The sequence below is a fragment of the Sinomonas sp. ASV486 genome, assembly GCF_030908215.1.
Classification (GTDB): Bacteria; Actinomycetota; Actinomycetes; order Actinomycetales; family Micrococcaceae; genus Sinomonas; species Sinomonas puerhi.
In genome coordinates this window covers 56,825-78,573 of the sequence record NZ_JAVFJK010000015.1, presented here as the reverse complement: position 1 = coordinate 78,573, position 21,749 = coordinate 56,825, and the positions used below count along the sequence as shown (strand labels likewise).

The following is a 21,749-nucleotide window of genomic DNA, read 5'->3' as shown; positions in this document are numbered from 1 at the left end:
GGCGGTCCGCCCGATCCGTTCTGACGGCGCTATCGGGCGAGCCTTCTCCTGCGGTCCAGTCCCGAGAGCTTCTCGGGGTTGCGGACGTAGTAGATCGCCGTGACCCGGGAGCCCTCGATGCGGACTGCCATGACGCCGTCGACCTCGCCGCCGACGGACATGAGCAGGCCGGGCGTGCCGTTGACCTGCGCGGGCTCGCCGGTGACTGGGCCAGGCGCCTTGGCCATGATCCCGGCGAAGAACCGGAGCACCTTCTCGACCCCGAGGATGGGCCTCAGAGCCGCCTGCCGGAGCCCGCCGCCGTCGGAGATGAGGACCACATCCGGTGCCAGCACATCGAGCAGCCCTTGGATGTCCCCGGTCTCCACGGCGCGCTGGAAGGACACAAGCGCCGCCCGGACCTCTGCCGGGGCAGCCGTCTCGCGGGGCCTCCGGGCCTCGACGCTCTGCCTGGCCCGGTGCGCGATCTGCCGCACGGCCGCGGGGCTCTTGTCGACGGCGGCTGCGATCTCGTCGTAGCCGACGTCGAAGACCTCCCGCAGCACGAACACCGCCCGTTCGGTCGGGGTGAGCGTCTCGAGGACGAGCATGAGGGCCATGGAGAGGCTCTCGGCGAGCTCGACGTCTTCCGCCACGTCCGGTGAGGTCAGGAGGGGCTCGGGCAGCCACGGCCCGACGTAGGTTTCCCTACGCCGGCTCAGGGTGCGCAGTCGGTTGAGTGCCTGGCGGGTGGTGATCCGGACCAGGTACGCCCGCTCGTCCCGTACCTCGTCAAGATGAGCCTTGACCCACCGCAGCCAGGTCTCCTGGAGGACATCCTCGGCGTCCGCGGCCGAGCCGAGCATCTCGTAGGCGACCGTGAACAGCAGGTTCCGATGGCGCGTGAACGCCAAGGTGGCCCCCTCGACGACGCTGTCGCCCATCGTTCCTCCCCTCTCCCCCGCCTACGCTACGCGGTACGCGCGACGTACCGACGGTGGGATGCCTCGAGCAGACCCGCGCGGTGGCCGTCCCTGATGAAGGCCCAGTTGACCGACCCCGGGTGCTTCGCCTCCAAGAGGAGCGCCTGGTAGGTCGACCAGCAGATCGCCTCCTTGAGCGCGGCCCCGCTCCGCCCGCCGACGAAGGACTTCTTCGCATGGTCGTCGCTCGACGCGAGCTGGAGGAGGCCGGTGCGCCGCCCCGTGCTCACGCATTGGGCGACGAACCCGACGGCGACCTCGCGCGGTGTCGCTCCCGCGATCCGCGCGAGCACGGTGTCCGCGGCGTGCGATCCCAGCGGAAGCGCGGCCTGGCAGCTCATCCTGTACGCCACGCCCGAGGGCGCGGCCGAGTCTCCGGCGGCCACGATCCGCGGGCTGTCCGCGCTCGTGAGTGTCTCGTCCGTGAGGAGGCGACCTGCCGCGTCCGTACGCAGGCCGCTGCGGACGGCAAGGTCCGGAACGGCGAAGCCCGCAGTCCAGAGGGTCACATCGCTGCGCACCTCGCGGCCATCCTCGAGGCGCACGACGGCGCGGCTCACCTCGGCAGCCCGACTGCCGGCGCCGTCGAGCACCTCCACGCCCAGCCTCGACAGGCGGGCGCAGAGCGCGCGGCGGGCCCCCGGGTGGAAGTACGGGGCCAGGACCCCGCCGGTCACGAGCGTGACTGTGCGTCCCCGCTCGGCGAGCTCGGCGGCGGTCTCGATGCCGGTGGGCCCGGCCCCCACGACCGTCACAGCGGCGGCCGCGGGTGCGGCGTCGACCGCTGCGCGCGCGCGACGGGCGTCCTCGAGGGTCGAGAGCGGATGGGCGAAATCGACCGCCCCGGGCACCGTGGGCCGCGCGCCCGCGCTGCCGACGGCGTACACGAGGTAGTCGTACTCGACGGTCTCGCCCGATTCGAGCAGGACGGCGCGCTCGGCAGCGTCGATCCGCGACGCCGAGTCGAGAACCAGCCGGACGCCCTTGGCGAGGACGTCGCGGAAGTCGTGGACGGCGTCGTGCGTCCCGCCTACAAGCTGGTGCAGGCGGATCCGCTCGACGAACTGCGGACGGGGGTTGATGAGCGTCACGGCGGCGCCCTCCCGCCGCGTCAGCCGATTGGCCGCCATCGTGCCGGCGTAGCCGCCCCCGATGACGACGACGCGCGTGTTCGCGGCGCCGGTGTTCTCAGCCACAGTCCCTCCTGGGGTTTCCGGATCCCGCCTATCGGGATTCCGGCCAGAAGACACCGCCGGCCCGCGCAGTGTGACACTCGGTCAGTATTGGCCCTTGATCACGAAGTACGAGCCGCGGATCTCTCCGGCGAGCTTGGACTTCTGCCGCGCGAACTTGAAGGTGCCGGCAAGTTCCTCGGGGACCTCCATGCCCTGGGAGAGCTTGAAGCCCACGGCGCGCTTGCCGCCGTCCTCGAGCGTGTACATGACGTTGATCGATAGGCCGGACTCGTAGAACACGTAGGCCATCTTGATGCCGTCCACCTCGAAGGCTGTCACCTCGAGCGGGCGGGAGGCGATGGTGAGGTTGCGCTCCTCGGCGAGGATCCGGTTGACCCACTCGAGGGTCTCGGGCGCCTCGCTGGCCGGCGTAACGGTGAAGTCGTGATCGTACTTGTTCTTGAAGTAGCGGGACTCGTTGGCCCGGAGTCCGGCGAGGGCCTCCACGACGGGGGACGACTCGAGGCCGACCCTCGAGACGTCCTTGAAATCTACGGTGTATGACATGCTGCCCAGCCTACGTCTGGCGTTTCCGGAGGCCTTCTCGATTCCTGATCGATCGCCGGGCGATTCGTAGAAGAATGGCGATTCGTAGAATGCTGGCATGACAGGCCCCAGCGACCCCAAAGACGCGCTACGGCGCTACCTCCAGAGCACCCGGGACGCGCTCGTGTGGAAGCTCGAGGGGCTCAGCGAACGCGACCTCCGGCTCCCCCGCACGCCCACGGGCACGAGCCTGCTCGGCATCGTCAAGCACGCGGCGAACGTGGAGATCGGGTACTTCGGGGACGTCTTCGGGCGTTCGTGGCCCTCGCCCGAGGAGCGCGTGTCCGACGAGGAGACCGACGCCGACCCGCAGGCCGACTGGTTCGCGACCGAGAATGAGACCGCGGAGGGGATCGTCGACCTCTACCGGCGGGTCTGGGCGTTCGCTGACGCGACTGTCGATACCCTCCCCCTCGACACGGTCGGATGCGTCCCGTGGTGGCCCGAGGAGCGGGCGCAGGTCACTTTGGGCCAAGTCATGGTGCATGTGCTCTCAGACCTCGCCCGGCATGCTGGGCACGCCGACATCCTCCGCGAGTCGATCGACGGCGCGGCCGGGCTCCGTGCGGGCACCGGCAACCTCCCGGACCTGGACTGGCCGGCCTACGTGCAGAAGCTCACCGAGCTGGCGAATCGCTTCTGACAGGGTTGACGCGGTCACCCGCCGCCGCGCGTGGGCGTGTGCCCCTCGCGGGCGTCGCCGGGCATGGTCGCACCTCATTCCGCATGAGAGGCCCTCATCGGCATAACAGGCGCTGCTGCAGGCCTGCCATGCCGGCCAGGGCCTGTTGTGATTGGTGCTACCCGGCTCAGGCCCCCTGAGACGCGAGCTCGAGGAACCGGGCCGCGACGGCCTCGCCCCCGGCGGCGTCGCGCGTGATGATCATGACCGTGTCGTCCCCGGCGATCGTGCCGAGGATCGAGGGGATCACCGAGTGGTCGATCGCGAGAGCCAGGAAATTGGCCGCACCCGGCGGGGTGCGCAGCACCACGATATTCGCCGAGGCCTCGGCCGTGACCAGCAGATCGGCGCAGAGCTTCGCGAGCCGGGCATCGAGCACCTCAGGGGCCTGGCCGGTCCGGGGGCTCCGGTCGCCGCCCTCTCCCCTGATCGCGTACACGAGGCCGCCGTCCGCGCCGCGCACGCGCACCGCCCCGATCTCCACAAGGTCACGGGAGAGGGTCGCCTGGGTGACCTGCACGCCGTCGTCCGCGAGGAGCGTTGCGAGCTCCGCCTGCGAGCGCACCGAGGCCCCCGCCAGGAGTGCGCGGATACGCGCCTGGCGGGCCGCCTTGGTCTGCGGAGCAGAGCCCGGGATCGAGGTCACCGTCATCCCCTCAGGGCACCGCCGGGAGGCCCTCGACGACGGCTTGCCCCGAATAGTGCAGCACCCACGCGAGGAGGGCCTTCTGCGCGTGCAGGCGATTCTCGGCCTCGTCCCACACCACGGACTGCGGCCCGTCGATGACCTCGGCGGCGACCTCGTACCCGCGGTATGCCGGGAGGCAGTGGAGGAACACGGCGTCGGGCGAGGCCTTGGCCATCGCCTCGGCATCGACAGAGTAGTCGCGGAAGAGCGTCATGCGCTCCGCCTTCTCGGCCTCCTGGCCCATCGAGACCCAGGTGTCGGTGGTGACCACGTCGGCGCCCTCAAGCGCGGCCGCGGGGTCGATCGTCACGAGGACGGACCCGCCGGTCTTGGCAGCAACGTCCTCGGCCTCGGCGACGACCTCCGGTGAGGGAAGGTAGCCTTCGGGCCCAGCGACGCGCACGTGCATGCCGGCCGTGACACCGGCGAGGAGGTACGAGTTGGCCATGTTGTTCGCCGCGTCGCCGAGGTACGCCATGGACAGCCCGGCGAGCGTGCCCTTGTGCTCCTTGACCGTCAGGAGATCCGCAAGCAGCTGGCAGGGGTGGTAGTCGTCGCACAGGGCGTTGACCACGGGCACGCGCGAGTTCGCGGCCATGTCCACGAGTCCCTGATGGGCGCCCGTGCGCCACACGATCGCGGCGACCATCCGCTCGAGGACCTTCGCGGTGTCCTCGACAGACTCCTTGTGGCCGATCTGGGCCTCACCCGGGTTGATGACCAGCGGCGTCCCGCCCAGGTCCGAGACTCCCGTGGCGAAGGAAACGCGGGTACGGGTCGAGGTCTTGTCGAAGATGACCGCGACGGTCTTGCGGGCGGAGCCATCGGCGGCGAGCGGCTGGACCGAGTAGGGCGCTGCCTTCATGCGCACGGCGAGATCGAGTACCTCGGCCTGTTCGGCGGGGCTGAGGTCGGTGTCCTTGAGGAAGTGCCGTACTGTTCCGGCGGCGGCGTTCACTTGGTCTCCTTCGCGGTCTGGGCCAGATGGTCGGTGGCGGCGGCAACGAGGGCGGGCAGCGCGGCGACGAAGGTGTCCGCCTGCGCTGCCGTGAGGATGAGCGGCGGGGCGAGGCGGATGGTCCGCGGACCCGGCGCGTTGATGATGAAGCCCGCCTCGAGCGCCTGGTTCACGACGGCGGCCGCCAGGTTCGCGCCGTCCGGCACCTGCGCGGCGTCCCCGCCAGGACCGGTCAGATCGATTCCGAGGAGCAGGCCGCGACCGCGGACCTCGGCGACCTCGGGAAGCGCGGCGAGGGCGGTGCGAAGCCGCTCCCCCACGGCCCGGACGTTCGCGAGGACGCCCTGGGTCTCGATGGCATGGACCGTGGCGAGCGCCGCGGCCGTGGCGACCGGGTTTCCGCCGAACGTGGTTCCGTGCTGACCGGCCGAGAGGCGCGCGCTGTTCTCGGCGCCGAACGTCACGAGGGCACCGATCGGGAAGCCCCCGCCGAGTCCCTTCGCGAGCGTCACGGCGTCGGGCACGATCCCCGAGCCCTCGATCGCGAGCCAGGTTCCGGTGCGGCCCATCCCGGTCTGGACCTCGTCGACGATCAGGAGGGCGCCGGCGTCGTGCGTGAGCTTTCGAGCCGCGGCGAGGTAGCCCGGCGGAAGCGGCACGACGCCGGCCTCGCCCTGAATCGGCTCGAGGAAGACGGCCTGCGTGGTCTCGTCCACGGCATCGGCGAGGGCGTCGATGTCACCGAACGGCACGTGCACGACGCCGCCGGGCAGCGGCTCGAACGGCTCGCGGTAGGCCTTCTTGGCGGTGAGCGCGAGGGCGCCCATCGTGCGGCCGTGGAACGCGCCCTCGAGGGCGACGACCTTGGTGCGCTTCCCCCCGGCCGCGTTGGTGGCGTTCCGCCTCGCGAGCTTGAACGCCGCCTCGTTGGCCTCGGTGCCCGAGTTCGCGAAGAACACCTTCGACCCCGCGGGTGCGCCGGTGAGCTGCAGGAGCTTCTCCGCGAGGGCCACCTGCGTGGGGCTCGTGAAGAAGTTCGAGACGTGCCCGAGCGTGGAGAGCTGGGACGAGATGACCGAGGTGACGAACGGGTGCGCGTGGCCGAGCGCGTTGACCGCGATGCCGCCGAGCAGGTCGAGGTACTGCTTGCCGTCGGCGTCCCACACGTAGCAGCCCTGGCCGCGGACGAGCACGCGCTGCGGCGTGCCGAACACGCCCATGAGCGAGTCCGAATACCTCGCAAGCCAGGACGCACCCGACGAGGCACCGACAAGCTCGGAGAGGGGGCGGTGCCCCTGGAGGTTCTCGCTGGTCATGCTGGTGTACCCGTTCCTTCCCCGTCGGGCACCACCTGGGTGCCGACTCCGGCGTTCGTGAAGATCTCGAGGAGCATCGTGTGGGGGCTGCGCCCGTCGACGATCGCGGCACGGTCCACGCCCTCGGTGACCGCCTTGAGGCACGCGGCCATCTTGGGGATCATGCCTGAGGCGAGCTCCGGGAGCATCTCGCGGAGCTCCGAGGCCGAGATCTGGGAGACGAGCGAATCCCTGTCCGGCCAGTTTCGGTACAGGCCCTCGACGTCGGTCAGGATCACGAGACGCGAGGCCCCGAGGGCAACGGCGACCGCGGCGGCGGCAGTGTCCGCGTTGACGTTGAGCACCTGGCCGGTGGGCTGGAAGGCAGGCGCGGCCCCGGCGGTCTCCGGGAGGACGACCTCGGGGGCAATCCCCGAGATGACCGGGATCCGCCCGGCCTCGAGGATGTCCAGCACCGCGCCAGGCTCGACGCCGACGACCTCGCCGACGAGGCCGAGGTCCACCTCCTCGCCGTCCACGACGGCGCCCGTGCGCACCGCGCGGAGCAGGCCGGCATCCTCGCCCGACAGGCCCACGGCGTACGGCCCGTGGGAGTTGATGAGGCCCACGAGCTCTCGGCTGACCTGGCCCGTGAGGACCATCCGGACCACTTCCATCGCCTCGGGCGTCGTGACGCGCAGGCCGCCCTTGAACTCGCTCTCGATCCCCACGCGGTTCAGCATGGCGCTGATCTGCGGGCCGCCTCCATGGACAACGACCGGGTGGATGCCCACGTGGTGGAGGAACACGATGTCCTCAGCGAAGGCGCGGCGCAGCTCGTCGTTGACCATGGCGTTGCCGCCGTACTTCACCACCATCGTGGTGCCGGCGAACTTCTGGATCCACGGCAGGGCCTCGATGAGGGTTTCGGCCTTGTCCATCGCCAGACGGATGTTCCTGCGCGCCGCGCTCACGTCAGCGCTGCTGCTCTCTGTCATGCGGGCCTCAGCTCGAGTACGCGGAGTTCTCGTGCACGTAGTCGTGCGTGAGGTCGTTGGTCCAGATGGTCGCCTCGGCGCTGCCCGTGGCGAGGTCGATCTCCACGACCACCTCGCGCGGCTCGAGGTCCACGAGGGAGCGGTCCTTGCCGATCCCGCCGTTCTGGCAGATCTCGACGCCGTTGATGGACACGTTGATGGAGTCGGGCTCGAAGGCCGCGTCCGTCGTGCCCACGGCGGAGAGCACGCGGCCCCAATTGGGGTCCTTGCCGAAGATGGCGGTCTTGAAGAGGTTCGATCGGGCAACGGCCCGTGCCACGACTTCCGCGTCACGCTCGCTCGCGGCGTTGAAGGTGCGGATCGCGATGTCATGGGCCGCGCCCTCCGCGTCGCCGATCAGCTTGCGGGCCAGCTCGGCGCATACCTGGGTGAGGCCAGCGGTGAACGCCGCCGCGTCCGGAACGGCTCCGGACGCGCCGGAGGCGAGCAGCACCACGGAATCGTTCGTGGACATGCAGCCGTCGGAGTCGGCGCGGTCAAACGTGACCCGGGTTGCGTCACGGAGCGCGGCGTCGAGCATCTCGGGATGGATCTCGGCATCGGTCGTGAGGACCACCAGCATCGTCGCGAGGCCCGGGGCGAGCATGCCGGCACCCTTGGCGATGCCACCGATCGTGTACGCGACCCCACCCCCGTCCGCGCCAGTGAACACGGCCTCCTTCGCCACGGTGTCCGTCGTCATGATCGCCACGGCCGCCGAATGGCCGCCGTTGTCCGCGAGGGCGGCCGCGAGGGCGTCGACGCCCGGGATGATCTTGTCCATCGGCAGCTGCTCGCCGATCAGGCCCGTCGAGCAGACCACGACGTCGCCCGCGGAGATGCCGAGCGCGTCCGCGGTCTTCTCGGCCGTGCGATGGGTGTTCTGGAAGCCCTCGGGGCCGGTGCAGGCGTTGGCCCCGCCGGAATTGAGCACGACGGCGTCGACCCGGCCGTCCGTGACGACCTGCTTTGACCAGCGAACGGGCGCGGCCATGACTCGGTTTGACGTGAACACGGCAGCGCCGTGCTTGTCCGGCCCATCGTTGACGACGAGGGCCATGTCCGGCTTGCCGGAGGCCTTGAGCCCGGCGGTGATACCGGCGGCCCGGAAGCCCTTCGGTGCGGTGACGGTCACGGTGCGACTCCCAGCTGGTTGAGGCCGGCGCCCTCGTTCAGGCCCAGCGCGATATTCATGGATTGGATGGCTCCACCCGCGGTGCCCTTGGTGAGGTTGTCGATCGCCGAGCTCACGATCACCCGGCCGGCGTGCTCATCGAACGCGAGCTGGATCACCGCATTGTTGGAGCCGATGACCATCTGCGTCGCGGGCCACTGGCCCGACGGCAAGACGTGGACGAACTGCTCGTCCCCATAGGCGGACTCCCACGCAGCCCGCAACGAAGCGACACCCACGTCCGCCTTGACGCGGGCGGTCGCCGTCGTGAGGATTCCGCGGCTCATGGGTGCAAGGGTGGGCGTGAAGGACACGGTGACCGGCTCGCCCGCGGCGTTGGAGAGTCCCTGCTCGATCTCGGGAGTGTGGCGGTGCCCGCCGCCCACACCGTACGGGCTCATCGACCCCATGACCTCGGAACCGAGGAGATGCGCCTTGACGCTCTTGCCCGCACCGGAGGTGCCGGACGCGGAGACGATCACGACGTCGTCGGGCTCGAGGAGCCCTGCGGCAAAGCCGGGCGTGAGGGCCAGGAGTGCCGACGTCGGGTAGCAGCCAGGGACGGCGATGCGACGCGCACCGAGGAGCTTCTCGCGCTGCTTGCGGCCGGCTCCTCCGCTCTCGCCCAGCGGGAGCTCGGGAAGGCCGTACGGCCACGTGCCCGCGTGCTCGGAGCGGTAGAACCGGAACCAGGCCTCGGGGTCCTCGAGACGATGGTCGGCGCCCGCGTCGATCACGAGCGTGCTCTCCGGCAGGGCCGCGGCCACCTCGGCGGACGCGCCGTGCGGGAGGGCGAGGAAGACGACGTCGTGCCCCGCGAGGTTCTCGGTCGTCGTCTCGACGATGACGCGGTCGGCGAGCGGGAGGAGATGCGGCTGGAGCTCGCCCAGCCGGCTGCCGGCGCTCGAGTGGGCCGTGATCGCCCCGATCTCAACGTCGGGGTGGTTGGCCAGCAGCCGGAGGACCTCTCCCCCGGCGTAGCCGCTGGCTCCGGAGACAGCTGCAGTAATGGTCACGCGCCCACTGTAGGCAAGTTTATGCATGGTAGTCAATATTTATACATAGGGGGATCGAGTGCGTGTCCTTAGGATGGGTCCGGACGCGAAACGAGAAGCAGGAGAGAATCCCATGATCAACGCCATCGTCGCCACAGTCCCGGGAGGGCCCGAGGTCCTCGCCCCCGCTGAGGTCGGCATGCCCGAGCCGGGCCCCGGCCAGCTCCTCGTCCGCGTCGCCGCCGCGGGCGTGAACTTCATCGAGACGTACCAGCGGCAGGGACTGTACAAGGTCCCGCTGCCCTTCACCCCGGGTTCCGAGGCCTCCGGCGTCGTCACCGCCGTCGGAGAGGGGGTGACCGACTTCGCGAAGGGGGACCGCGTCGCCACGGCCGAAGGCAGTGCCACGTATGCGCAGTACACGCTCATCGCGGCGGACCGGGCGCTCCCCGTCCCCGAGGGCGTAGACCTCCTGACGGCGGCCGCGCTGCCGCTCCAGGGCATGACGGCCCACTACCTCATCAACTCGACCTTCCGCGTCGAGCCGGGCCAGACGGTCCTCCTCCACGCGGGCGCCGGCGGCGTGGGGCTCCTGCTCATCCAGATGCTCAAAGCGCGCGGCGCCCGGGTCATCACCACCGTGTCCACGGACAGCAAGGCCGAACTCGCTGCGGGCGCTGGGGCTGACCATGTGATCCGCTACCACGAGTTCCCCAAGCAGGTCCGCGAGCTCACCAACGGCACGGGGGTCGATGTCGTGTACGACGGCGTGGGGCGGGACACGTTCGACGGCTCGCTCGAGTGCCTGCGCATCCGCGGCATGCTCGTACTGTTCGGCGCTGCCTCCGGTCCGGTGGAGCCGGTCGACCCCCAGCGGCTCAATGCCGGCGGCTCGCTGTTCCTCACCCGCCCCACCCTCGGCCACCACCTCCTCAACGCCGCCGAGCGCCGTTGGCGGTCGTCCGAGGTCTTCGGCGCCGTAGCGGACGGGACGCTCAATGTCCGCATCGGGGCCCAGTTCCCCCTGAGCCAGGCCGCCGACGCCCACCGGGCGCTCGAGGGCCGCGCCACGACGGGCAAGGTCCTTCTCGTTCCCTGACAGGCTGCCGTTCCCTGACGCGCCGTCGTCACTGACAGCCGGCGATGCCCGGCCGTGACCAGCGCCTCGGCCCCGAGATCCCTCCGGAGCCGAGGCACCGGTGGAAGAATGGCCGCACGATGACATCGACCAACGAGCCTGAAGGCACGGCTGTGAGTGAACCACTCGACGATCAGGCCTCAGAGACCCCGCGCCCCCTCGAGACCGGGCAGCCGTATCCGCCCCAGCTGCCGGGGTCCGACCGCACCCCGGACCCGCGGACCCTCATCGACGTCCTGACCGCGACCGCCGAGGCCTTTCCCGAGGCGCCCGCTCTCGACGACGGAACGCGCGCGCTCTCCTACACGGAGCTCCTCGAGGAGGTCCGTGCGATGGGCCGCAGGCTGCACGCCGCGGGCCTCGGGGCCGGGGACCGTCTGGGGATCCGCATCCCCTCCGGAACCACCGAGCTGTACGTGGCCATCCTCGCAACCATGCTCGTGGGGGCCGCGTACGTCCCGGTGGACGCCGACGACCCGGACGAGCGTGCCAAGCTCGTGTTCAGCGAGGCGACGGTTGCCGGGATCCTGCGGGGCGGCGGGACGATGGTCGTGGACCAGAAGCGACCCAAGCCGTTCCCCGCACCGCGCCCGGCGGCCCCCGAGGACGACTGCTGGATCATCTTCACGTCGGGGTCCACCGGGACGCCCAAGGGCGTGGCCGTGGCGCACCGCTCTGCCGCTGCATTCGTGGATGCCGAGGCCAGGCTGTTCCTCCAGGACGAGCCGATCGGCCCCGAGGACCGGGTCCTCGCCGGGCTCTCAGTCGCCTTCGACGCCTCGTGCGAGGAGATGTGGCTTGCCTGGCGCCACGGCGCATGCCTCGTGCCGGCACCGCGGGCCCTCGTGCGGACCGGGATGGATCTGGGCCCGTGGCTCGTGCAGCGGGGCATCACGATCGTCTCGACGGTTCCGACCCTCGCCGCGCTCTGGCCCGCCGAGGCGCTCGAGAACGTCCGCCTGCTCATCTTCGGCGGCGAGGCCTGCCCGCCGGAGCTTGCGGCGCGGCTCGCCGTGGACGGCCGCGAGGTCTGGAACACCTACGGACCCACCGAGGCGACCGTCGTGGCGTGCGCTGCGCCGATGGACGGCGTCGGCCCCGTGCGGATCGGGCTCCCCCTCGACGGTTGGGACCTCGCGATCGTCGACGCCGCAGGCTTGCCCGTCGCGGAGGGCGGCATCGGCGAGCTCATCATCGGCGGCATCGGTCTGGCCCGTTACCTCGACCCGGCCAAGGACGCCGAGAAGTACGCCCCCATGCCCACGCTCGGCTGGGAGCGCGCCTACCGCTCGGGCGACCTCGTCAAGTTCGAGTCCGCGGGCCTCCTCTTCCAGGGCCGCGCCGACGAGCAGGTCAAGCTCGGCGGCCGCCGGATCGAGCTCGGAGAGGTCGACGCCGCACTCCAGTCGCTCCCCGGCATCGCCGGCGCGGCTGCCGCCGTGCGCACGACGGCGGCCGGGAACCAGATCCTCGTCGGCTACCTTGCGCCGGTCGAGGGCACTGCACCGGACCTCGCCGCGTCCCGCAGGCACCTCAGGCGCGAGCTGCCGGCGGCGCTCGTGCCGGTGCTCGCCGTCGTCGACACCCTCCCGACCAAGACGAGCGGCAAGGTGGACCGCAACGCGCTCCCCTGGCCGCTGCCCGGCCAGGACAACGACGAGGGCCCGGACCTCGAGCTTCCCGAGGACGCCGCGTGGATCGTCGAGCAGTGGGGCGCTGTCCTCGGCACGAGGGCGCCTGGGCTCGACGCCGACTTCTTCGCCCACGGCGGCGGGTCCCTCGCCGCGGCCCAGCTCGTCTCGGCGCTGCGGCGGCGCTACCCCACGGTGACGGTCGCCGACATCTACGCCCACCCCCGCGTCGGCGCCCTCGTCGAGGCGGTGCTCGGCTCCGCGCCAGCGGGGTCCACGGAACCCCGCGAGCGCACCGTGCGGCCCACGTCCCGCAGGACCCAGCTGGTCCAGACGCTCATGGGGATCCCACTCTTCATCCTCGTCGGCATGCGCTGGCTCACGTACCTCGCGGCCGGGAACAATCTGCTGTCGGGAGCCGCCGCGATTGCCACCGGCTCCGGGTTCTCCGCAGCCCCGACGCTCTCGTGGTGGTGGGTCGCGGCGTCATGGATCGTGTTCGTGAGTCCGTGGGGCCGCATGGGCATCTCGGTGGTGGCCGCGCGCCTGCTGCTGCGGGGAGTCGCTCCCGGGCGCTACCCGCGCTCGGGCAGCGTGCACCTGAGGCTGTGGCTCGCAGAGCAGATCGCGGATCTCGCGCAGGCCGTGAGCCTCGCGAGCGCGCCGTGGGTCCCCTACTACGCACGGGCCCTGGGCGCGAAGATCGGCCGGGACGCCGTGCTCCATTCCGTACCGCCGGTCACCGGCATGCTGTCCGTCGGATCCGGCGCGTCGGTGGAGCCCGAAGTTGACCTCTCGGGCTGGTGGATCGACGGCGACTGGGTCCACATCGGGGGCATCAGCATCGGCTCCGGCGCGACGATCGGCGCCCGCAGCACACTCCTGCCCGGGGCGCGCATCGGCGCGGGAGCCGTCGTCGACCCCGGCTCGGCCGTCTCGGGGAGGGTCAAGGAGGGCCTGCGCGTCGCCGGGTCGCCCGCGACCCGCGTGGGCAAGGCGAAACCGAGCTGGCCCGAGGCCACCGTGAGGCGGTCCCGGATGCGGGAGGGTGCGTGGATCGGCGCGTTCGCCGCGGGCTCGACGCTCCTGGCCCTCATTCCGTTCGTCTCGGCCGCAGCGGCCGCTCTCGTCCTCGTGGGTTTGGCCCGTGGGCACCATTCACTCCACGAGGCCGTGGGGCCGCTCCTCGCGGCGACGCCCCTCGCGGCCGCCGCGTGGTTCGCGCTCAACCTTCTGCTCATCGCCGGGGTCACCCGCCTGCTCGGCCTCGGCCTGACGGAGGGCTACCACCGCATCCGGTCCCGCACAGGCTGGCAGGTCTGGGCCACAGAACGGGTGCTGGACATGGCCCGCGACGTCCTCTTCCCGATCTACGCGAGCCTCTTCACGCCGGTGTGGCTGAGGATCCTGGGCGCGAAGATCGGCAAGGACGTCGAGGCGTCAACGGTGCTGCTCCTGCCCAAGATGACCACGGTGGCCGACGGCGCGTTCCTCGCCGACGACACGATGGTCGCCAGCTACGAGCTCGGCGGCGGCTGGGTGAGAATCGCGCCGGCCAAGGTGGGCAAGCGCGCCTTCCTGGGCAACTCGGGCATGACCGCGGCGGGCCGCTCGGTGCCGAAGGACGGCCTCGTCGCGGTCCTCTCCGCCACCCCCAAGAAGGCCAAGTCCGGCTCGTCGTGGCTCGGGAGCCCGCCCGTCCGCCTCCGGCGCACCGCTATCACGGTCGACACCGAGCGGACCTTCCGCCCGACGTCGCGGCTCAAGGTCGCGCGAGCGTTGTGGGAGCTGTGCCGTGCGCTGCCGGTCGTGCTCACTGTGGCGATCGCCGTCGCTGTCCTCGTGTCCCTCGACTGGCTCGCCGCCGCCTGGGGCTATCTGGCTGCCGCCCTCGTGTGCGGGGCCGTCATGCTCGTGGCCGGCGGCGTCGCGGCGGCGTCCGCGACCGTGGCGAAGTGGCTGTTCGTGGGGCGGATCCGCGCCGGCGAGCATCCACTGTGGAGCTCGTTCGTCTGGCGCAACGAGGTCCAGGACACGTTCGTGGAGATGGTCGCGGCGCCGTGGTTCGCGCGCGCGGCGGCCGGCACCCCCGCTCTCGTGTGGTGGCTGAGGTCCCTGGGCGCGAAGATCGGTTCGGGAGCATGGTGCGAGAGCTACTGGCTGCCCGAGGCCGACCTCGTGACGCTCGGCCCCAGCTCAACCGTCAACCGGGGCTGCGTCGTGCAGACCCACCTCTTCCACGACCGCATCATGAGCATCGATACTGTGGTGCTCGGCGAGGGTGCCACCCTCGGTCCGCACGGCGTGGTCCTGCCCGGCGCGGAGATCTCCGACGGCGCGACGGTCGGCCCGGCGTCGCTCGTCATGCGCGGCGAGCATGTTCCTGCTGCCTCATACTGGCGAGGCAATCCCGTGGTGCCGTGGAAGGAGCCGGAGGCACCCATCCGGTGAGCCCCTACAAGCACATCCTGCCGAAGAAGAAGTCCAAGAACGGCGCCCTCCCGGACCAGTACACGCCCGGCCACGGGAGCGGCGCCTACCGCGTGCGGCACTACGACCTCGAGCTCGACATCCGCCTCGCGAGCAACCGCCTCGCCGGGCGCGCACGGATCCGCGCCACCGCGAAGGAGCGGCTGGAGACGATCACCCTGAGCCTCACCGGCATGCGCGCGCTCAAGGCCCAGGTGGACGGCGCCAAGCCCGCACGGACGGTCCAACGCGGCAACGAACTCCGCATCACCCCCGCGTCCCCGCTCGCGAAGGGCAAGGACTTCACCCTCGAGGTGCGCTACGAGGGCAATCCGGGGCCCGCGGACGGGCAGTGGGGCGAGGTGGGCTGGGAGGAGCTTTCGGACGGCGTGATCGTAGCGGGTCAGCCGGTCGGTGCGCCCACCTGGTTCCCCTGCAACGACCATCCGAGCCAGAAGGCCACGTTCCGCATCTCCGCCACCGCGGACGCCGGCTACCGAGTCGTCTCGAACGGCCTCCTTGTGGGCCACCGCCGCAAGGCGAGCCGGGAGACGTGGGTGTACGAGGTCCACGAGCCCATGGCGCCCTACCTTGCGACGCTCCTCATCGGCCGATACCAGCTCCTCGAGCTCGGGCACATCCCTCACCGGGCCTCGCCCGGCGTCGGCGTGTATGCGGCGGTTCCTCCCGATCTGAAGCAGGCGGCCCTGGCGGGACTTCGGGACCAGCGGGCCATGGTCGAGCTGTTCTCGGACCTGTTCGGTCCGTATCCGTTCCGCGACTACACGGTCGTGGTCACCGAGGACCCCCTCGAGATTCCACTCGAGGCGCAGACACTCTCGATCCTGGGGCGCAACCACATCACCCGGTCCTGGGAGTCCCAGCGGCTCATCGCCCACGAGCTCGCGCACCAGTGGTTCGGCAACTCCGTGACGGTGCGGCGGTGGGAGGACATCTGGCTGCATGAGGGATTCGCGTGCTACGCCGAGTGGCTATGGAGCGAGCACGCCGGGCAGGGCTCGGTGCGCTCCCGGGCGGCCTCCGCCTGGAAGCTCGTCGCCGCACAGAAGCAGGACTTCCTCATCGGCGATCCGGGGCCCGACCTCATGTTCGATGACCGCGTGTACAAGCGCGGGGCCCTCGCCCTGCATGCCGTGCGGTGCGCCGTCGGCGACGACCGGTTCCTCCGTGCCCTCAAGGCCTTCGGCGAGGAGAACCGCCACGGGAACGCCTCGACCTCTGATTTCGTGGAGCTCCTGGAACGCGTCGGGGCCGGCGCTCGGAGGTTCCGGCCCGCCGAGCTCCTGCGCCCCTGGCTCTTCGAGCGCAAGCTCCCTGCCATGCCGACCTAGCCCCCGCGCCCGTTCTGGGAGCCAGAACGCGACCCTCAGAGCGTGGGTCTGGCGAGGGCCGCGACAAAGCCCTCCGGGAGCTTGAGAGAGCGGGCGTCGATGTCGCTCACGCGGCAGTCGCCGAGGGCCTCGACAGATGCCGGATCGGTCCGCAGTCCTGTGCCGAGTGCCTTGAGGAGGGCCTCTTTGCGGGCCCAGAGCCGCGCCGCCTCCGCCGCGGGGTCAGCGGCCGCCGACACCCGACGCCGCTCGGCCGGGGTGAGGGCGGCATCCGGGATCGCGCCGCGGACGTCGGCGACACGGACCAGATCGACGCCGATCCCCATCCCCCGCCCGACCTCCGCGTCGCCGGGCCTTATCTCGAGGTCCAAGGGAACGAGCGTGCGCTCAGAGCGGGAGGTGTCGGCCGCGACGAGGGCCCACCCCCCAGCGCGGGACATGCTCGCGGCGATGGGAAGCCGACGGGACCTGCCCAGCGCACCAAGCGGGGCGCCGTCGTGCGCGAGGACGAAGCCCGGCCGACCGTGCTCACCGACCCCGCACTCGAGGCACATGTACGCGGGCCGCACCTCGTACGGGTCAACCCCGAGAAGGCCCGCGACGAGCGCCCGGAGCGCGAGACGCCCGGCGAGGAAGCGGTGCCGCTGCACGGCGTCGACCAGTGCAGCGGCTCGCTCGAGCTCACCGAGGGTCGGAGCGCCGTCCGGAAGCGGCGAGCCCGGGGGGCCGAGGGGCACGGCCCTCAGCACGAGATCCCCGGCACCGAGGCTCACCTCCCGAGCGGACGGGACGCCGTCAGCGCTGGACCGCGCCGAACCGCTCGGCCGCGAGCGCCACGGCAGCGGCGCGCGCCTCGGATGCCTCGTCGGCGGTGAGGGTGCGGTCGGCGGCGCGGAAGCGGAGCCCGAAGGCAAGCGACTTCTTGCCCTCGTCGATGCCCTTGCCCGTGTAGACGTCGAACAGGTGGATATCCTCGAGGAGCTCGCCAGCGCCCTCCCGCAGCGACCCCAGGATCTCGTCAGCGGGCACGGAGGCGTCGACGATGAGGGCGACGTCCTGCGTCGCGACCGGGAACGCAGAGAGGTGCTTCGCCACGACAACGTCCGGGGCCGCCTCGAAGAGCACGTCGGCGTCAAGCTCGAACGCGGCGGAGCGCGCCGGCATGTCGAGCTCCGCGAGCAGCTTGGGGTGCAGCTCGCCCGCGTATCCGACGACCTCGCCGGAGAAGAGCGAGAGCTGGGCAGCGCGGCCGGGGTGGAACGCCTGATGCGATCCCTGCGCGACCACGAGCTCGACGCCGAGAACCTCGCCGGCGAGCCGGGCGACGTCGAGCGCGTCAGCCCAGTCCCAAGCGCGGGGAGCGTTGCCGGGCGACTCCGGGGTCTCCCTGCCCGTGAACACCGCACCGATGTGCAGCGGCTGGTCCGGGAGCCCGTCGTAGAGCGCGTCGAGGACGTCCTCGGGCGGGCGGACGCCGAGCGGCGGGATGCTCGGGGTGCCGAGCACCCCGTCGCCGGGCAGGAACACCAGGCCCGCCTCGTAGATCGCGAGGTCGCGGAAGCCGCGGGAGTGATTGCGCTTGGCCGTGTCGATGAGGCCCGGGAGCAGCGACGTGCGGAGCCAGCCGTGCTCCTCGCTCAGCGGGTTCGCGAGCTTGACCGCCCTGCGCGGCGCGCCGGCCTCGGCGACGCCGAACGTCTCATTCTGCACCTTCGTGGCGAACGGGTACGCGAGGATTTCGGTGAGGCCCGCATCGGCGAGCCCCTGGACGAGGCGCCGGCGCTGCTGCTGCGTACGCGTGAAGCCGCGGCCCGGAGGCGCGGTCGGAAGTCTCGAGGGGATCTTGTCGTAGCCGACGAGGCGTGCGATCTCCTCGGACAGGTCCTCCTTCGTCTCCAGGTCATTGCGCCAGCTCGGCGGAGTGACGACGAAGTCTGCGCCGGCCCGCTCAACGTCGGCGCCGAGGTCGCCGAGGCTGCGCGTGATGAGCTCGTCGCTGAACTCCATGCCGATCCGCCCCGACGCGAATCCAGCGGGCAGCTCGATCCGCACGGGCTCCGGCGCCGTCCCGACGTCGGTCCCGGACTCGTCGGCGGTGCCGCCGCCCAGTTCGACCAGGAGGTCGACGACGCGCTGCGCTGCGACGTGCGCGACATTCCAGTCGACGCCGCGCTCGAAGCGCTTGGACGCCTCGGACGGGAGCCTGTGGCGTCGGCGCGAGCGGGCGATGCTCACGGTATCGAAGTGCGCGGCCTCGACGAGGACGTTCACTGTGTCATCGGAGCACTCGGTCGAGGCACCGCCCATGACGCCGGCGATGCCGATCGGACCCGACTCGTCGGTGATGAGGAGGTCCTCGGGATCGAGGGAGCGGACCTTCTCGTCGAGGGTCGTGATCCTCTCCCCCGCGGCGGCTCGGCGAACCGTGATGGGTCCCGTGAGCTTGTCGAGGTCGTAGCAGTGGGTCGGCTGGCCGAGCTCGAACATGACGTAGTTCGAGATGTCCACGGGCAGCGAGATCGAGCGCACGCCCGCCAGACGCAGGCGCGAGACCATCCACGGCGGCGTGGGGCGCGTCGGGTCGATGCCGCGCACGGTGCGCGCCACGAAGCGGTCACAGCCGGGGACGCCGTAGATGGGCGTCTGGTCGTCGAGCACGACGCCGTAGCCGCCCCCGAGCGTCTCGGGCGCCTTGACGAGCTCGGCCGGATCGGTGAACGCGGTGCCCGTCGCGTGCGAGTACTCGCGGGCGATACCTCGGATCGAGAAGCAGTAGGCCCGGTCGGGGGTCACGTTGATCTCGGCGGCCTCGTCGGTCAGGCCGAGGAGCTCGAGCGCGTCCGTGCCGATCTCGGGGTCGAGCCCGATGCGCGAGAGCACGAGGATGCCGTCGTGGTCGTCACCGATCCCGAGCTCTCGGACGGACGCGATCATGCCCGCGGAGACGTGGCCGTACGTCTTGCGGGCCGCAATGTGGAAGTCCCCGGGCAGCGTCGCGCCGGGGAGGGTCACGACGACCTTGTCCCCCGCTTCGAAGTTGTGCGCGCCGCACACGATGCCCTGGACGCCGGAGGGCTCGATGCCCTTGCCCGTGAGCGTCTGCTCCTGGCCCTCCGGGACTACCCGGACCTGACACCAGTTGATCGTCTTGCCGTTGCTCTGCGGCTCCTTCTCGGCGCTGAGCACCTGCCCGACGACGATCGGCCCGCGGATCGAGTCCGAGGGGCGGTGGACGTCTTCTTCCTCGAGGCCAACCCTCACCAGGTCGGCCATGAGGTCTTCTGCCGTCGCGTCGGCAGGAAGCTGCGTGTACTCGCGCAGCCACGAAAGGGGGATTCGCATGTGACTAGATCTCCATCCCGAAGTGCTGGCTGAACCGGACGTCGCCCTCGATCATGTCGTGCATGTCGGTGACGTCGTTGCGGAACATGAGGGTGCGCTCGATGCCCATGCCGAACGCGAAGCCTGAGTACTGGTCGGGGTCGATACCCGCGGCGCGGAGGACATTGGGGTTGACCATGCCGCAGCCGCCCCATTCGATCCACGCCGGGCCACCCTTGGCGCCCGGGTGCCAGATGTCCAGCTCAGCGCTGGGCTCGGTGAAGGGAAAGTAGTTGGGGCGCAGGCGGATCTTGGCGTCGGCACCGAACATCAGCCGGGCGAAGTGCTCGAGCGTGCCGCGCAGGTCTGCCATCGACAGGCCCTTGTCGATGGCGAGGCCCTCGAACTGGTGGAACACGGGCGTGTGGGTCGCGTCGAGCTCGTCGGTGCGGAAGACCTTGCCGGGGCACAGCACATAGATCGGCACCTCGCGCTCGAGCATCGAGCGGACCTGGACCGGGGACGTGTGCGTGCGCAGGAGCAGATGTGCCTCGGGGGGGTCGATGAAGAAGGTGTCCTGCATCTCGCGCGCGGGGTGGTCCGGCTTGAAGTTGAGGGCATCGAAGTTGAACCACTCGGACTCGAGCTCGGGGCCTTCTGCGATCTCCCAGCCCATGCCCACGAAGATCTCGCTCACGCGCTCCTGGAGGGTCGAGAGCGGGTGCCGGGCTCCTGCACGACGACGGCGCGGGGCCGCCGTGACGTCGACCGTCTCCTCGAGGAGGATGCGGGCGTCGTTCTCCTCTTCGAGCACCATCTGGCGCTCGGCGATGGCCTTGTTGACCCGCCCGCGGGCGCCCCCCACGATCTTGCCCGCGGCCGCCTTGGCTTCCTTCGGCAGGGCCCCGATGGCGCGGTTCGCGAGCGCAAGCGGCGACTTCTCACCGGTGTGCGCAATGCGGGCGGCCTTGAGGGCGTCGAGGTCCGCAGCCGCCGCGACCGCCGCAATCGCCTTGTCCACGGCGGCGCCGACCGCCCGCTCGTCAACGGGGTCAGGGACGCTCGGGGCAGTCACAGGGTCTTCGATCTCGGCTGATGAGGGCGTTGTCTCGGGCACCCGCCAAGTCTAATTCACGGGCTACTATGCACCTGTGCGCGCTGGGACCCGGGCACGGGCTGTGCTCAACACGCTGAACCTCTCGACGCTGCTCGGCCTCCTCATGGCCGCAGTGGCACGGACGCCCCTGCGCCGCGGCCCCGGCGGGCTGTTCGTCGCCGAGTCCTACCGTCCGAGGCTCCCCGTGGCTGGCGCCTTCACGGTGGGGAACGTGGTCTTCACGAGAGGCAGCGCCGCCGAGCTCGTCTCGCGTCGCGAGCTCTTCGCCCACGAGGCCCGCCACGCGACCCAGTACGCGGTCTGCCTCGGGCTGCCGTTCCTCCCCCTGTACTTCGCCGGCCACCTCGCTGGCGCCGCCGTCACGCTCGCACGGCCCGGCGACCCGGCCTCCTTCAACCCGTTCGAACGCCTCGCCGGCCTCGAGGACGGCGGCTACCTGCCACGTAAGGATCTGAGACCATGAGCCACCCCGACACCATCACCGTCACCGGGACAGGTTCCGTCATCGCAGTGCCGGACCTCGCGATCCTCCGTCTCGGCTCCGAGGTCCGCTCGCAGCGCCTGAAGGATGCGTACGACGGCGCGTCGCGCGCCTCCGAGGCGATCGTCGCCGCAGCGCTGCGGGCCGGCGTCGCCCGCAACGACATCGCCTCGACCTCGCTCACCGTCACCCCCGAGATGACCTGGGAGGAGGGGCGCGGGCAGCGGTTGGTCGGATACGCGGCGGGCCGCGGGCTGACCGTGCGGGCGAGGGACCTCGCGCGCACCGGAGACCTGCTCGACGCCGTCGTGACGGCGGGCGGTGACGCCGTGCGGATCAATGGGCTCGCACTCGGGATCTCCGATGAATCCGCGGCCCGGGCTTCGGCGCAGGAGGCTGCCTTCCTCGATGCCAAGGCGTGCGCCGAGCGGCTCGCACAGCTCGCAGGACGCGGGCTCGGCGCCGTGGTCCGCATCGACGCGGGGCCCCAGGGGGGCATGCCCGGCCAGCCGGTGCCGATGCGCAGGGTGGCCTTCGCGGCGGCCGAGGCCAGCGCGCCCCTTGAGGCGGGCGAGACCGAGGTCTCGGCCTCGCTCATCGTCGCGTGGGCGCTCGCCTAGACCTGAGTCTGGATGCAGCGTCTGGGGCCCCGCACCCGACATCCCCGC

Annotated in this window: 18 protein-coding genes; 6 read left to right on the top strand and 12 right to left on the bottom strand. The window is 71.1% G+C overall.

Annotated features, from left to right (window positions below; genetic code table 11):
• Positions 1–29: 29 nt before the first annotated feature.
• The 3 genes from RBS60_RS18480 to RBS60_RS18470 form a co-directional block, all read right to left on the bottom strand.
• Positions 30–923 (bottom strand): RNA polymerase sigma-70 factor, encoded by an 894-nt coding sequence (locus RBS60_RS18480; RefSeq protein ID WP_307959005.1) that lies wholly within the window; start codon positions 921–923, stop codon positions 30–32.
• A gap of 26 nt (positions 924–949) precedes the next feature.
• Complete coding sequence (locus tag RBS60_RS18475; protein WP_307959004.1) at positions 950–2,158, bottom strand: FAD-dependent oxidoreductase; 1,209 nt, start codon at positions 2,156–2,158, stop codon at positions 950–952.
• An 81-nt stretch (positions 2,159–2,239) separates the two neighbouring features.
• Positions 2,240–2,704, bottom strand: a complete 465-nt coding sequence (locus RBS60_RS18470) for a phage tail protein (RefSeq protein ID WP_307959003.1) — start codon at positions 2,702–2,704, stop codon at positions 2,240–2,242.
• A 97-nt stretch (positions 2,705–2,801) separates the two neighbouring features.
• On the opposite strand from RBS60_RS18470, the gene RBS60_RS18465 reads away from it, so the two are divergent.
• Positions 2,802–3,386 (top strand): DinB family protein, encoded by a 585-nt coding sequence (locus RBS60_RS18465; RefSeq protein WP_307959002.1) that lies wholly within the window; start codon positions 2,802–2,804, stop codon positions 3,384–3,386.
• Positions 3,387–3,552: 166 nt separating this feature from the next.
• Here RBS60_RS18465 and RBS60_RS18460 read toward each other — a convergent pair whose 3' ends face one another.
• The 6 genes from RBS60_RS18460 to argC are packed head-to-tail and all read right to left on the bottom strand — an operon-like array spanning position 3,553 to position 9,593.
• Positions 3,553–4,077, bottom strand: a complete 525-nt coding sequence (locus RBS60_RS18460) for an arginine repressor (RefSeq protein ID WP_307959001.1) — start codon at positions 4,075–4,077, stop codon at positions 3,553–3,555.
• A 4-nt stretch (positions 4,078–4,081) separates the two neighbouring features.
• Positions 4,082–5,071 carry an ornithine carbamoyltransferase gene (argF, locus tag RBS60_RS18455; RefSeq protein ID WP_307959000.1) on the bottom strand — a complete coding sequence of 330 codons (990 nt, stop codon included), beginning with the start codon at positions 5,069–5,071 and terminating at the stop codon, positions 4,082–4,084.
• Positions 5,068–6,387, bottom strand: coding sequence for an acetylornithine transaminase (locus tag RBS60_RS18450; RefSeq protein WP_307958999.1), 1,320 nt, complete (start codon positions 6,385–6,387; stop codon positions 5,068–5,070). Before RBS60_RS18450 ends, argF begins: the two co-directional genes overlap by 4 nt.
• Entirely contained in the window at positions 6,384–7,364 is a 981-nt protein-coding gene (argB, locus tag RBS60_RS18445; RefSeq protein WP_374049313.1) for an acetylglutamate kinase, read from the bottom strand. Before argB ends, RBS60_RS18450 begins: the two co-directional genes overlap by 4 nt.
• A 7-nt stretch (positions 7,365–7,371) precedes the next feature.
• Positions 7,372–8,538: a bifunctional glutamate N-acetyltransferase/amino-acid acetyltransferase ArgJ gene (gene argJ / locus RBS60_RS18440; protein WP_307958998.1), complete on the bottom strand. Its 1,167-nt coding sequence runs from the start codon at positions 8,536–8,538 to the stop codon at positions 7,372–7,374.
• Complete coding sequence (argC, locus tag RBS60_RS18435; RefSeq protein ID WP_307958997.1) at positions 8,535–9,593, bottom strand: N-acetyl-gamma-glutamyl-phosphate reductase; 1,059 nt, start codon at positions 9,591–9,593, stop codon at positions 8,535–8,537. The genes argJ and argC overlap by 4 nt, the downstream gene beginning before the upstream one ends.
• 112 nt (positions 9,594–9,705) lie before the next feature.
• Here argC and RBS60_RS18430 point away from each other — a divergent pair, with 112 nt between their 5' ends.
• The 3 genes from RBS60_RS18430 (at position 9,706) to RBS60_RS18420 (ending at position 16,162) form a co-directional block, all read left to right on the top strand.
• Positions 9,706–10,671 carry a quinone oxidoreductase gene (locus tag RBS60_RS18430; RefSeq protein ID WP_307958996.1) on the top strand — a complete coding sequence of 322 codons (966 nt, stop codon included), beginning with the start codon at positions 9,706–9,708 and terminating at the stop codon, positions 10,669–10,671.
• 119 nt (positions 10,672–10,790) lie between these two features.
• A complete protein-coding gene (locus RBS60_RS18425; RefSeq protein ID WP_307958995.1) occupies positions 10,791–14,792 on the top strand; it encodes a Pls/PosA family non-ribosomal peptide synthetase in 4,002 nt (1,333 codons plus the stop codon).
• A complete protein-coding gene (locus RBS60_RS18420; RefSeq protein WP_307958994.1) occupies positions 14,789–16,162 on the top strand; it encodes a M1 family metallopeptidase in 1,374 nt (457 codons plus the stop codon). The genes RBS60_RS18425 and RBS60_RS18420 overlap by 4 nt, the downstream gene beginning before the upstream one ends.
• 35 nt (positions 16,163–16,197) lie before the next feature.
• Here the strand turns inward: RBS60_RS18420 and RBS60_RS18415 are convergent, their stop codons facing one another.
• Genes RBS60_RS18415 through pheS form a run of 3 tightly spaced genes read right to left on the bottom strand, consistent with a single transcriptional unit; the run spans position 16,198 to position 20,600 of the window.
• Complete coding sequence (locus RBS60_RS18415; RefSeq protein WP_307958993.1) at positions 16,198–16,935, bottom strand: 4'-phosphopantetheinyl transferase superfamily protein; 738 nt, start codon at positions 16,933–16,935, stop codon at positions 16,198–16,200.
• A 22-nt stretch (positions 16,936–16,957) separates the two neighbouring features.
• A complete protein-coding gene (gene pheT / locus RBS60_RS18410; protein WP_307958992.1) occupies positions 16,958–19,504 on the bottom strand; it encodes a phenylalanine--tRNA ligase subunit beta in 2,547 nt (848 codons plus the stop codon).
• Between the two features lie 4 nt (positions 19,505–19,508).
• Positions 19,509–20,600, bottom strand: a complete 1,092-nt coding sequence (gene pheS, locus RBS60_RS18405; protein ID WP_374049312.1) for a phenylalanine--tRNA ligase subunit alpha — start codon at positions 20,598–20,600, stop codon at positions 19,509–19,511.
• A 34-nt stretch (positions 20,601–20,634) separates the two neighbouring features.
• On the opposite strand from pheS, the gene RBS60_RS18400 reads away from it, so the two are divergent.
• Entirely contained in the window at positions 20,635–21,063 is a 429-nt protein-coding gene (locus RBS60_RS18400; RefSeq protein ID WP_307958991.1) for a hypothetical protein, read from the top strand.
• Entirely contained in the window at positions 21,060–21,701 is a 642-nt protein-coding gene (locus tag RBS60_RS18395) for an SIMPL domain-containing protein (protein WP_307958990.1), read from the top strand. The genes RBS60_RS18400 and RBS60_RS18395 overlap by 4 nt, the downstream gene beginning before the upstream one ends.
• Positions 21,702–21,749 lie beyond the last annotated feature (48 nt).